General features: G+C 31.7%; 10 protein-coding genes and 1 pseudogene. 9 read left to right on the top strand and 2 right to left on the bottom strand.

The features are described from left to right. Positions 1-51: 51 nt before the first annotated feature. From K8N75_RS09170 to rtcA, 9 genes and pseudogenes are all read left to right on the top strand, one after another. Positions 52-426 (top strand): annotated as a pseudogene (locus K8N75_RS09170) (PAS domain-containing protein); the annotation flags it as partial. After that, on the top strand, positions 413-1,159 hold the full coding sequence (locus K8N75_RS14225; RefSeq protein ID WP_223791760.1) for a hypothetical protein: 747 nt from the start codon (positions 413-415) through the stop codon (positions 1,157-1,159). The pseudogene K8N75_RS09170 and the gene K8N75_RS14225, both read left to right, overlap by 14 nt. Before the next feature lie 570 nt (positions 1,160-1,729). Then, a complete protein-coding gene (locus K8N75_RS09180; protein ID WP_223791761.1) occupies positions 1,730-2,281 on the top strand; it encodes a serine O-acetyltransferase in 552 nt (183 codons plus the stop codon). Positions 2,282-2,421: 140 nt separating this feature from the next. Further along, positions 2,422-4,614: a PAS domain S-box protein gene (locus K8N75_RS09185; protein ID WP_223791762.1), complete on the top strand. Its 2,193-nt coding sequence runs from the start codon at positions 2,422-2,424 to the stop codon at positions 4,612-4,614. Positions 4,615-4,727: 113 nt separating this feature from the next. After that, the gene (locus K8N75_RS09190; protein WP_223791763.1) at positions 4,728-7,739 is read left to right on the top strand and encodes a PAS domain S-box protein; all 3,012 of its coding nucleotides are present in this window, start codon (positions 4,728-4,730) and stop codon (positions 7,737-7,739) included. A gap of 412 nt (positions 7,740-8,151) precedes the next feature. Then, positions 8,152-8,493 carry a hypothetical protein gene (locus K8N75_RS09195; protein WP_223791764.1) on the top strand — a complete coding sequence of 114 codons (342 nt, stop codon included), beginning with the start codon at positions 8,152-8,154 and terminating at the stop codon, positions 8,491-8,493. Between the two features lie 336 nt (positions 8,494-8,829). Further along, on the top strand, positions 8,830-9,336 hold the full coding sequence (locus K8N75_RS09200) for a TIGR00288 family NYN domain-containing protein (protein WP_223791765.1): 507 nt from the start codon (positions 8,830-8,832) through the stop codon (positions 9,334-9,336). Between the two features lie 3 nt (positions 9,337-9,339). After that, positions 9,340-10,500, top strand: a complete 1,161-nt coding sequence (locus K8N75_RS09205; RefSeq protein ID WP_223791766.1) for a TIGR03576 family pyridoxal phosphate-dependent enzyme — start codon at positions 9,340-9,342, stop codon at positions 10,498-10,500. Positions 10,501-10,542: 42 nt separating this feature from the next. Then, positions 10,543-11,559 carry an RNA 3'-terminal phosphate cyclase gene (gene rtcA / locus K8N75_RS09210; protein WP_223791767.1) on the top strand — a complete coding sequence of 339 codons (1,017 nt, stop codon included), beginning with the start codon at positions 10,543-10,545 and terminating at the stop codon, positions 11,557-11,559. A gap of 23 nt (positions 11,560-11,582) precedes the next feature. On the opposite strand, the gene K8N75_RS09215 is transcribed toward rtcA, so the two are convergent. Continuing rightward, complete coding sequence (locus K8N75_RS09215; protein WP_223791768.1) at positions 11,583-12,926, bottom strand: PIG-L deacetylase family protein; 1,344 nt, start codon at positions 12,924-12,926, stop codon at positions 11,583-11,585. Positions 12,927-13,038: 112 nt separating this feature from the next. Continuing rightward, a complete protein-coding gene (locus K8N75_RS09220; protein WP_223791769.1) occupies positions 13,039-14,013 on the bottom strand; it encodes a biotin--[acetyl-CoA-carboxylase] ligase in 975 nt (324 codons plus the stop codon). Between the last annotated feature and the right edge of the window lie 10 nt (positions 14,014-14,023).

Below are 14,023 nucleotides of genomic sequence, written 5' to 3' on the forward strand. Positions count from 1 at the left end.
AAATTTGATTAAAATGGTGGTTGTTATTCTGTTAATTCTGAATCAGATCAAGTATTTAAATCAATTGTTGAAATTAGCTTAGATGCTATCCTATTAACTACTCCTGATGGTTTGATTTTAACAGCTAATACAAAAGCTTCAGAAATTTTCGGATATTCAGAAGAAGAATTTGTTAAACTTGGCAGATCGGGAATTGTTGATAATAAAGACCCAAAATTACCTATTATTTTAGAAGAAATACGGCTTAAAGGTGAAGTAAAGAGCGAATTAACATTTATACGAAAGAATGGAGAAAAACTCCGTGCAGTAATATCATCCCGTATATTCAAAGATGAAAAAGGCAACGAAATGATAATCAGGATTATTAGGGATATGTCAGATCGTTTGTTAGCTGAAGAAAATTTGAAAGAAAGTGAGGACCATTAATGGACAAAGTGAAAAGAATACAATAATAAACGGAAACGGCACCAACTGGATAATCCACATCCTAAATGGAATAAACGTTACAATCACAAACCTAAAACTAACAAAAGGAACAACAGCTGATGGTGGTGGTGCTATCGACAATAATGGTACTTTGATTGTTAATAACTGCAATTTCAATTCCAATACTGCATATACTGGTGGTACTATCCACAATCATAAAAATAGTACTTTGACTGTCAATAACTGTAATTTCAATTCCAATACTGCAACTTTGGGCGGGGCTATCTACAATTATGATGGTGCTGTAACCATAACAGACAGTACTTTCAGTGATAATACTGCAAAATACTTTGGTGGTGCTATTTTTGTAGAAAATTTTTTCAATAAAGATGCGGTCTTAACTATTAAAAGTTGTATTTTCACAGATAACACTGCAAGTTTTGGTGGAGCATACTACAATTGGGGCAGTATGATTGTAACGGGCAGTACGTTCACAGGTAACACAGCTGATATGGGTGGTGCTATAGGTAGTGAAAAGGGAGATTTGACTATTAATAATAGTATTTTTACTGATAACACTGCAGGAACTGGTGGCGCTATCATCAATTTTGGTACTTTGGATATAAAGGGTTGTACTTTCAGAGATAACACTGTAACAGATTATGGTGGTGCTTATGGTGGTGGTGCTATCAACAATTATATTTCAAAAACCTACTGGTTTATGGAATACTAAATGGATAATTAGAACCTAACTATTAAATTTCTTATTTTCAAAACATTAACAAATCTTAATTCAGGATATAAGTAAAATTTAAACAGTATAAGATGGCATTAAAGATATCATTGATGTATACATAATCCGGCTGTTAATGTATTAGACTATGGGACATTCACTATTTTAAAGATAGCTATCATTAAATTAAAAGATATTGACTAATATGTAGAATCATCATCAAATTGATGTAAATTTAATCTATCTATGACAACAACTCCGTTCCACAATCCTTTCTTACGAATATATTCCTCTAAAATCTCACTTTCTTAATTTTTAATTGATTGCAATCGAGAAATTTTAATAAATATTAGTTCTAATACCATGAATAATCTGAACTTCGTTATAGAGTTGTTTAGCGAAGTAAAATACATGATAAATATAAATTATAAATCTGATAGATTAATTTTGGCATATCAATATTAGAGATTAAATACAAGAAAATATCAAGAAAAAACCTATAATTTATATTCCCTAAAGTCAATGGTATTCTATTGAATAAATCTTAAATTATTTTTAAAAGTGAATGTTATGGGCTCTCGAAATTTAATAAAAGAAGATTTTCGTCGACAATTAGCTTACAAGAGGGCTAATAAATATAAAAAAAATCATTTACGAAATTATGGTTTATTTATATCGTTATTTTTTATAGATACAGGATTTAGAGCCATTATATTACATAGAATATGCCATTCCCAATGTCCAAACTCAAAATTAAGAATATATATTGCATACTTTTTTTACAGATTACTTACATCCATTGAAATTTCACCAAGGGCAGAAATTGGAACGGGATTATATTTTCCCCATCCACAATGCGTTGTAATTGGAAATATTAAATTGGGAAAAAATTGTACAGTATATCAGGGAGTTACAATAGGTGCAAAACTTCCGTTTCACAAAGAATATCCAAAAATAGGAAATAATGTATACATTGGAGCGGGATCAACAATATTAGGTGGAATAACCATTGGAAATAATGTCACTATTGGTGCTAAAACTATGGTGTTAAAAGATATACCCTCTAATTCCATTGTAATTGGTAACCCTGCAAAAATAACTGAAAAAACCAAAAAAACTTAATTTTTAGTCTTGATTTGAATAGGGTATGAATATGCAAGGTTATTTATCTTCAAAAATATATTCAATTCTCAAACTTTCTTAATAAAATTTCAGCAATTTGCTGTAAAAACTATATATTATATAGTCCAATTAAGGATCGTATGTCTAAAGTCATAATTTTAGTAGTTGAAGATGATGTTATAGAAGCAATGGACATCAAGAGAATTCTTGAATCCATGGGATACAGTGTTCCTGAAACAGCTTCATCAGGAGAGGAAGCTCTACAAAAATTAACAGAATTTAGACCGGATGTTATTTTAATGGATATAATATTAAGTGGTGGAATGGATGGTATTGAAACTGCTGAGGTAATTAAGAATCAATATAAAATACCAATAATATATTTAACTGCTTATTCTGAAACAGAAACTGTTGAAAGGGCTAAATTAACAGAACCATATGCATATTTAATAAAACCATTTAATTCTAATGATTTAAAAAATTCAATTGAAATTGTAATTTACAAACATGAAATGGAAACAAAATTGAAAGAGGAACAGGAACATTTCAGAAATTTGTTTGAAAATGCACCTGTTGGAATTTTCCATTCAACACCCGATGGAAAATTATGTAGAGTTAACAAGGCACTTTCAAATATGTGGGGATATGATTCTCCTGAAGAATTAATCAAAGAAGTAAACAAGACCAACATAATGAAAAAAGTCTATGTTGATCAGTATAATCATCGTGAATTTGTTGATGAAGTATTAACGGATAAAAATTGGCATTCCTACAATAATAGATACTATAAAAAAGATGGAAGTATAATGACTGCTGAACTGTCTTTCAGAGCAGTAAGGGATGAAAATTCCAGTATAATTTATCTTGAAGGATTTGTTAAAGATGTTACTGACCAAATACAAGCTGAAAATGCTCTTAAAGAAAGTGAATCTCGTTATAAATTGATTTCAGAAAATACAGGTGATGTCATATGGATAATGAACATAGTAACAGGTAAATTTACCTATGTCAGTCCATCAGTTTATCATTTACTCGGATATACATCAGAAGAAATTTTAAATAGGTCCATAAAGGATGTTATAACTCAAGAAGCTTATAAATTCATATCTAATAACATGTCTATTAGAATTAAAGGTTTTTTATCTGGAAATGATAATTTTCAAGTAATGACTCATTTCATTGATCAGATTGATAAAGATGAGAAGATTGTACCAACAGAAGTTGTAACCACTCTTATAATAAACAAAGAAGGACAGATTAACGAAATATTAGGTGTTAGTAGGGATATTAGCGAACGCAGAACTATTGAAGAATCATTAATTGAAAGTGAAGAGAAATACAGAACATTATTTGAATCAAATCCGGATTATACACTCCTTTTAGATACAGATGGGAAAATAGTGGATGTTAATCAAGCATCACTTAACGTACTAGGTTTATCTAAGGAAGAGTTTATTGGAAAACAAATATCAGATCTAGATATTATCTTAAAAGAAGACCTGAATAATATTGTAAATCTTCCCGAAATGTTAGATGGACACCCTATTAAACCATTTGAGGTTAGATTAATTGATAAAGATGGAAAATTGAGATGGATCAATGTTCAAATCACTACAATAGAAAAAAATGGTAAAACTTCTTTCATACTGATTATTGCAATTGATATAACTGAAAGTAAACAATTTGAAATTGAGCTAACAAACTCTATCAGGGAAAAGGAAGTGCTCTTACAGGAAATTCACCATAGAGTTAAAAATAATATGCAGATAATATCCAGTCTATTAAACATTCAAACAAGGTATGTTGATGATGCAGAGTCGGTAGATGTGCTTAAAGAAAGTCAAAATCGTGTTAAATCCATGGCCATGATCCATGAGAAGTTATACAATTCCCGATCCTTCAACAAAATATATTTTGTTGATTATATTGAAAGTTTGGTTTGGGATCTATTTTATTCCTACTCAATTATAAAGGGAACCATCAAACCTGTCCTTGACATAGATGATATTAAACTGAATATTGAAACTTCTGTACCTTGTGGACTTATTATAACCGAATTAGTATCAAACTGCTTGAAATATGCATTTCCTGATGGACGTCAAGGAGAATTAAAAGTATCTCTTAAAATTAAAGACGATTATTACGAGTTAAACATCAGTGATAATGGTATTGGTTTCCCTGAAAATATCGACTTTAAAAATACAGAATCATTAGGTTTACAACTGGTAAATAGCTTGACAGATCAAATTGATGGTGAAATAGAGCTTGATAATACTAATGGAACAGAATTTAAAATAAAATTCCAAGAATTAGTATACAAAGATAGAGTCTAAAAAAAAATATTTTTTTTTTATTTCAATTTTTTTACTGACATTTACCCATAGATTCATTTAAATTTAGATCAGTAATATACAAATAAGCATATATAAAATTTTTCAGGTGAAAAATGAAATCGTTGAATGTTTTATTGGTAACAGGAGATTCAACAGAAGCAAAAAAAATATGTGAAACCATAGAGTCCTGGGGCTATAATAGTCCATCTGTTGTCAAATCCACTGAAAAAGTCCTTAATATAGCATATGAGTTTGATGTAGTATTGATGGATATTAATTTTAAAACGGAATTTGATAACATAATCGAGTCGGAATTGAAATTTCCTTTAGTTTATCTCAAAAAGGATTTTGAAAACCGAAAAATAGATAAGAATTTGTTTATGGAAGATTACACTATTTTATACGTTCCATTTAGTTTTGATGAATATAAGTCTTCAGTAGAAATTGCAATTTACAAACAAAACATTTTAAAAGAATTTAGAAATGACGGAAAATTCTCTAAAGAAGTTTTAGATGCTTTTCATGATTCTTTATTTGTAATTGATACTTCAGGCAAGATATTAGATATTAATGAAGCTTCAACCAAAAGATTAGGAAGAACTAAAAATGATCTGGTTGGTTCTAACTATAAAGATATTATTCCTCCGGAAACAGCAGAATTGAGAGGTAAATACATTGAAAGAACAATAAGGTTGAATAAAATAATTGAATTCGAAGATATTAGGGATGGAACTTGTTTTCATCATACATTACTACCTCTGTCAGATAATGGTATAGTTAAACGTATTGTTGTAAACAGTCAGGATATTACAAAGCGTAAAGATGATGAAAAAGCATTTATCACCATAAATTCATATAATCGAGTTTTAATTGATGCAAGTATAGATCCATTTATAACGGTTAATCCCAATGGCGAAATAACTGATGCTAATAAAGCAGTTGAAACTGTAACGGGGTATAATCTGAAACAAGTTATAGGAACTAATTTTTCAAATTACTTCACCGACCCAGGTTATGCATTAGAGGGATTCAAAAAGGTATTCAAAAATGGTTTTGTTGAAAATTATCCCCTTAAAATGATGCATAAAGAAGGGCATATCGTTTATGTTTTAATAAATGCTTCATTATATTATGATGAAAAAGGTGAGATATTAGGTGTTTTTGCAGCGATTCGTGATATTACTGAACTTAAAATAGCTCAAAAAGCATTAAAACAGGCAAATCAGTATAATCGTAGTTTAATTGAGGCAAATATTGATCCATTGGTAACAATTGGTCCTGATGGGAAGGTTACCGATGTTAATAAAGCTACTGAAAAGGTTACTGGTTGTTCTCAGAATGAAATTATTGGATCAGATTTTTCAGATTATTTTACAGAACCTGATAAGGCTAAGGAAGGTTACGAAGAGGTTTTTCGTAAAGGATATGTAAAAGATTATCCTCTTGAAATTCAGCATTTTGATGGTGGTATTACACCTGTTTTGTATAATGCTTCCATTTATAGGGATGAATCAGGTGATGTTGTCGGTGTTTTTGCTGCTGCAAGGGATATAACAAAACGTAAAAAAATTGAAAATGAATTGTTACGTGCTAATCGTGCACTTAGAGTGATACGTTACAGTGATGAGGTGATGACACGTGCAACAACAGAATATGAGCTGATGAATAAAATTTGCAGTGTAATAGTTGAAAATGGTGGCTATAAATTCGCATGGATTGGATTTGCTGAGTATGATGAAAAGAAAACTATTAAACCAATTGCATCAGCAGGATTTGATGAAGAATATCTCAAAAAAACACGTATATATTGGGCAGATGACGAGATTGGCCGTGGGCCTGGTGGAAATGCTATAAAAACAGGAAATACTATAGTGTGTCGTGATGTTACTACAAATGGCACGTTTTCACCGTGGAGAGAAGAAGCCAAAAGACATGGTTTTTCATCGCTCATAGTTTTGCCACTAAAAATGGATGGAGAAGTTTACGGTGCCATGGGTATTTATGCAGAGGAGATAGATGCATTTGATCCTGGAGAAGTGAAGTTGTTAGAGGAATTATCTAATGATTTATCATTTGGGCTTAAAGCCATGAGGGCTCGTTTTGAAAAAGAAAAGGTAGAAAGAGAATTACGTGAAAGTGAAGCAAAGTTCCGGTCTTTTATTGAAACAGCAGAGGAAGGGGTTTGGATTATTGATGAAAAAGCCAAAACGAACTATGTAAACGATGCTATGCTAAAAATATTAGGTTATACAAGGAACGAAATGATGGGACATTCATTTTTTGAATTTATGGATGATGAAAATAAAAATTATGCAAAGGAAAAACTTGAAAGACGTAAAAAGGGAATTGGGGAAAAATATGATTTTAAATTCATTCATAAAAATGGATCTAGTGTATGGACTATAATTTCAGCAAAACCTCTCTATAAAAACAATAAATTCATTGGATCATTGGGAATGTTAACCGACATAACAAAACGGAAGGAGATGGAAGAAAAGTTAAAAAAATCATTAAATGAAAAAGAGATGCTATTAAAGGAGATCCACCATAGGGTTAAAAATAATTTAATGGTTATTTCAAGTCTTTTAAATCTTCAATCAAATTATATTAAAAATAAAGAAGATTTTGATATGTTCCGGGAAAGTCAAAACCGTGCAAAGTCAATGGCACTTATCCATGAACTTCTCTACAGATCAGATGATCTTAAAAGCATAGACTTTGGAGATTATATGCGTACTCTAATAAAAGATCTTTTCAATACGTATATCCATGATCCATTCCGTTTAAAACTGAATTTGGACCTTCAAAGTTTAAATCTTGATATCAATACATCAATTCCTTTAGGGCTCATAGTAAATGAGTTAGTATCAAACTCCATGAAGTACGCATTTCCCGATGGAAGAGAAGGAGAGATAAATATTAGTCTGAGAGCAGAGGATGGTGAATATATATTGATTGTTGGAGACACTGGAGTGGGCATACCTGATGATATTGATTTTAGAAATACTGATTCTTTGGGGCTTCAGCTAGTAAACAATTTAACTCAACAAATTGACGGTGAAATAGAACTCAATAAAAAAAATGGCACAGAATTCACTATTAAATTTGAAGAAGCATCGTACTAACTGGTATTTGAGATTATCATATGAATTTAATATTCATTTTTTCATAACAACTTATTAACTGTGAACTACCCCTCCCTTTCGGAAGGAGCTTCTTCCTTCATTAAATCCACTAATGTGGTTTTTTTCAGAGAAGCTTTAATTTCCGTAGTTCCTACGGTACTGATTAGATTAAGTGCAGTATGCTTGGTTATCGCATACGATACTATTAATTATTGTTAAACTATTATTTATATGTAGTAGTTGGATTCATCCCCACCTTAACACATGGGGTATTCTCCAACATTAAGATAAAATAATATATTTATATTCCAAAAATTAGTTTTTAAATACAATGAGTTTTTATATAGGTTTGTTAAACTCATTATATTCAGCGAGTTAAAATTTTTTCTTATAAAATAAAATGGTGGCATTTATGGCAGCAAAGAAGAATGATACGATAACAATTGATAAAGAATTTAAAGCACGGATGAAAATATTCAAAGAAGCTCTTAAAAGTGAGGAAAAAAAGATTGAATTACACGACAGTATATATGGCTCTGAGGTGCTCATCAGATTCGAAGTTTTCCTTCCCTCAAGGGATCCATTGAAATTTGCAGATGGTCTTTTCTTGTATATGAATGATTCTGGTGAAATAGTTGATGCAGAATACTATATAAAAATTGAGGATAATATTACTGTATCAAAACTTAAACCAAATGATTTAAAGGTTGTTAAAGAACTATTTAACGATTCATTTTCGTTAGAAATTGAATAATCTCCCTTTTTAGGGGTTTTGCAATTTCATTAATTCTTTTTTTTTTAAAGGGTAAAAATTTTTAAAATATTTTTTTTAGAACCATTTACATGTTTTTTTGGATAAAAGATTAATATTAAACCTAATTTGTAAAAGTTATATATCCATGAGGTTCATATATTAAGTTTGAATAAACTAGAATTTGATATAAATTAATAATCTATTGTACAGAAATTTCAGGAGTGAAAATTGTTTTAGTAATTAATAAAGATATACAAGCTCAGTTAATGACTTTCATTTCTGATTTACAGCTATACATAAATTTTCTCGATTAGTGTACATGGAGGCATAGTTATAATGCGCAGTTTTGAAAAATTAAGTTCCTTAAAGGATTATATTCCTCTTAAGAGGAGTGAATCTGGAGGGAAGAATATTGGTCTTCTAGTTGATGGCCCTAATATGTTAAGAAAAGAGTTCAGTCTTAATCTGGATTTAGTTAGAGACATAATTGCAGAATATGGAAATATGAGGGTTGGTAAAGTCCTTTTAAATCAATATGCTTCAGATAAATTAATCGAAGCAATAGTTAATCAGGGGTTCACACCCATAGTAGTTGCTGGAGATACTGATGTTTATATGGCGGTTGAAGCCATGGAACTTATTTATAATCCTAATATTGATATTATTGCTCTCATGACTCGTGATGCTGATTTTTTACCCATAATCAATAAGGCTAAAGAAAATGGAAAGGAAACTATTGTTATAGGTGCAGAACCAGGTTTCAGTGCAGCCCTACAGAATTCTGCTGATAGTGCAATCATTCTAAAGTCTGAAAATATCAATAAAAAGAATGATAAGGATTAAAAAATGCTTGTTAATTCTTTAGTTGACGAAGTTAATAGGAGAGAGAATGCTCTCAAAATTATCAAAAAAATACTGCAGACAAAGGGAAGAAATGGATTTTTTGATCTTACAGGGTTAGCTGGTGGATTTCCAATATTACCCGAGGATAAAGATCTTCTTGAAACTTATGCTGGATCCGCAGTATTTGAAGATGCAATCCAAACACTTGGAAAAATTCACTTAGGTGGGGAAAAGATTTTAGCTCTCAACAGGACTAGTTCTGGTATATTTGCAGCTATTATTGCACTTGTAAAAGAAGGTGATGAAATTGTTCATTATCTCCCTAAATCACCAGCCCACCCATCCATACCAAGAAGTGCAGAACTTGTTGGTGCAACCTACAAAGAATTCGAAGATATCAATGATTTTAAAGTGGGAGAAAATACTTCGCTTGTTTTTATAACAGGATCCACCATGGATCATGATGTAATTTCCAAAGAAGATTTTTTAAAGGTAATTGAAATTTCAAAGTCATTGGAAATTCCTGTTTTTGTAGATGATGCTTCTGGAGCCAGACTACGTACAATTGTATACAAACAACCTCGTGCAATGGATATGGGCGCGGATATTGCTATTACTAGTACTGATAAATTGATGGGTGGTCCAAGAGGAGGATTAATGTCGGGAAAAGCTGATATTATGATTCAAGTTAAATCAAAGGCCCATCAGTTTGGTTTGGAAGCCCAATCACCATTAGTTGCAGGTATGGTTAGAGCTCTTGAAAATTTAAGCCCTGAAATAATTCTCGAAGCATTCATAAATAAACACGATCTTTACAATGCTTTAAAAAATAATTTCAAACATGTTAAAGAAACTCCGACAGGGTTGATGTTAACTCCAGAATCTCTTAAATTAGAATTGACAGACAGGGGAATAAAAACAGATCTAAGTCCGACTGATTTGGCTTTTCTCTTTGCAATGTTGTTATTAAGAAATAATGGCATAATAACTATCCCTGCAGTGGGTATGCCTGGTGCATCTGCTACTATACGTATAGATCTAGCTTCAAATGATGCGGCAAGAATAACAACAGAAGAAATAGTGAAATCCTTTTTAGATACTCTTTCCAATCTGGTTAATATCATTGATGATACCGATGCATGCAATGCAGTACTTTACAAATAAAGTTATCATGGAATGATTCTTTTTTTAAATTTGGTGATAAAAATGATCGAAGTTGATGGATCATACGGTGAAGGTGGAGGAGCTGTTCTTAGAATTGCAACGGCATTATCAGCTGTAACATCTAAACCAGTTCATATTACTAATATACGTTCTGGAAGACCAAAACCAGGACTTATGCCTCAACATTTGAATGCTGTAAAAGCTGTTGCAGATTTATCAAGAGCATCAATTAGTGGATTGGAATTAGGTTCAACTGAACTGTTTTTTAGTCCCAATCAACTGATAGGGGGAGACTTTAAAATCGATATTGGAACCGCGGGCAGTATAACTTTAATACTCCAAGCTTTTATGGTACCTGCAGTTTTTGCTGACAGCCCTGTGAAGATCACAATTATTGGAGGTACCGATGTTAGGTGGTCTCCAAGTATAGATTACCTCATAAATGTTACCTTACCGGTTTTAAAATTGATGGGATATGATGCAAAACCTAAACTGGTACAGAGAGGGCATTATCCTCGTGGAGGGGGAATTTTTGAACTTGAAATTGATCCAGTTAAAAAATTGAGACCATTAAACTTATGTGAATTGAATTTTAACAGCATCAATGGAATTTCCCATGCAGTTAAACTTCCAGAACACGTAGCAGTGAGACAGGCAAATAGTGCTGAAGAGATATTGTCAAAAGCAGGTTACAAATCAAAAATTGAAATTTATCATTCTCAAAGGGCTATGGGGCCAGGTTCTGGTATTTTATTATGGACAAATGGAATAACTTCTGTAAGTGGAAGTTCAATAGGAGAACCTGGTAAAAAAGCCGAGATAATAGGCTATGAAGCTGCAAATGATATTTTATATAATATTTCAAGGAAGTCTGCAGTTGATAGATATATGGGTGATCAGATCATTCCATATCTTGCACTTGCAGGTGATTCAACTATTAAAACATCTGAACTTACACAGCATGCTGTTACCAATATCCATGTGACTGAGAAGTTTATTGATAAAAAATTTCATATTAAAGGATCAATGGGTGAATCTGCAATTATTAGTGTGAATTGATATTTTGAACAATTATATTGAAATTATGATATAATATTTACTGTGTACCATCCAGTTCTATCAAGGAACTGATTGTTTCTCATATCATCAACACTTAACATGTATTTTTGATCATTCAATAGATTTGATGGTATGCCTATGATTATTCCATTATCATTAACCTTAACTTTCAATGAATCTGGTTTTAAACTGTTAGATGCTAACATCACATAATTACAGGTTCCATTCTGTACTTTAACATCTATTCTGTTTACACCAGAACTTCCAAAGCCCCGGATATGAAAATTGTATATTCCTATTTTTGATGGACCTCCCACTGTCTTCAATGACATCCAGATAGTGTTATTGTCTTCATCAAATCCAATATCTGTTAAATCCATTAAATTGAGGTTACTTACAGTTGAGTAAAAAGTATCAAGGGGAGGTTTAACGAGTGTATCACCAACAGGATCCTTGAATAGTGTTGGTGGAAATTGGTTGTTATTAATATAATCTATTGAAACAGGCTTTTTCTGGACAGTATCCTGTTCATAGGGTATAAACAACTCATTTTTCCGGACATATGATAATAAAAAGGTCGGATCTCCTTGTAATTGGCTTTTATAATTATTAATAGCTTTGTATTTGATTTTTTCATCTGAATCATTTATTGGAAATACTAGCCAATTAATTTGATTTTTCAGGAATGAAGGAGGTAACAGATTAATTTGTGGAAAATATGATCTTGGAAATGGCCATTGCGAAGCAACATGTACAGGATAGCTATACTTTTTACCAGTATAATTGAGGTTATTGGTTGCATATTCAACAAATGAACTTGTTCCCCAGTGATCTGGATTTGCGTCATTGGGATATGGATAAATAATTATGGTTGGATTGAAATCCTTGATGGTGCTTTCCAAATTTTTTTCAATGTTATCTCCTGTGTTAAGAGCATTTTTTTGGTAAGCAAATACATTTTGAGTGGAGTTACCATCTTCTTCCCAAGGATGGTTCCAATTATCATTGAATAGATATTGAAGTGCCTGGGGATAATCTAAAAATGTTATATTTTCTGGTGGAAGTCCCAAAGTCATAGTTGCATTAATAGACTCTTGATGCCTTACAACTCCCATATGTCCTTTTCCACCATTTGTAACAACCACAACAGATAGTGGTATGTTATTTTTAACACAGTATCTTATTAATCCTCCACATGCAACTGTTTCATCGTCAGGATGTGGTGCAACAATAAGTACCCTATCAGAAGAGGTTATATTAGGGCCTTGGGTCAATGGGGTTACATGAATACTGCTACTGTATAAATACACAGCTAACCCAAAAATTATTATAAAAAGTGTTATAATGGTAATTATTTTTTTATTCATTGATCCTCTAAAGTATTGAATTAGCTAAATACATAATTATTATATTGTTAACATTAAGTATTAATTTATCTATCATTATAAAAAAAAATTAAAATTAGATATTTGATGTATTTTAACTGTTGTTGATGTGTAGACACTCACCAGAAATGATCTTTCTCAGACTGCCATCTTCAAGTTCCAATATTAGTATTCCCTCTTTATTAATTCCCACGGCTTCTCCACGTATAGTTTTGCCCCTAGTTCTTACTTCAACATTGTTACCGATTGTTTTTGATAATGAACGCCATTCTTTGAGAATTTCTGGAAATTTGCCTGCCTTAAATTCGTTGTATATAGTTTCAAATTCTAGTAGAAACTTTTGTACAAGAATTGCCCCATTAATTTCTGTGTTTAATTCATTTTTAAGAGATGTGGCACCCTTCTGAAGGTCTGGTGGGAACAGAGGAACATCCACATTCATATCTATTCCTATTCCAACTACAACGTAGTTAACCTTTTCAATACTGGCATTAACTTCTGTTAATATACCACATACCTTTTTATTTCCTATCAATATGTCATTAGGCCATTTAATGCCCACATCCAAGTTACATTCTTTTTGCAGTGTTTCTGCAACTGCCACTCCTGTAACCAGTGTTAGCTGCGGTGCATTGAAAGGAGGTATATCTGGTCTGAGTATTATGGACATCCAAACTCCTCCCGGTGGTGATATCCATGTTTTACCTCTTCTGCCCTTCCCTCTATTTTGGATTTCTGCTATAACTATTGTTCCTTCCTCTGCACCCTCCTCGGCAAGGTACTTGGCTACGTCGTTAGTTGAATCTACTTCTTTGAAATAATGAATATCATGACCAATAAAGTTTGTTTTAAGTTCCCTTTTCACTTCATATGGTAACAGAAGATTTGGAGTTTTTATGAGCCTATAACCTGATTTAGAGTAGTTTATAATATAACCTTCATCTTCAAGTGTGAGAAATTCATTCTCAACCTCTTTTTGAGATTTACCAGTTTCATTTACAAATTCTTCAACAGGAATGTATTCATCCTTTTTTTCGTAAAGGGTTTTTAATATTTTCTTTTTAGTCATTTAAAATCCT

Source organism: Methanobacterium spitsbergense (assembly GCF_019931065.1).
GTDB classification, from domain to species: Archaea; Methanobacteriota; Methanobacteria; order Methanobacteriales; family Methanobacteriaceae; genus Methanobacterium_B; species Methanobacterium_B spitsbergense.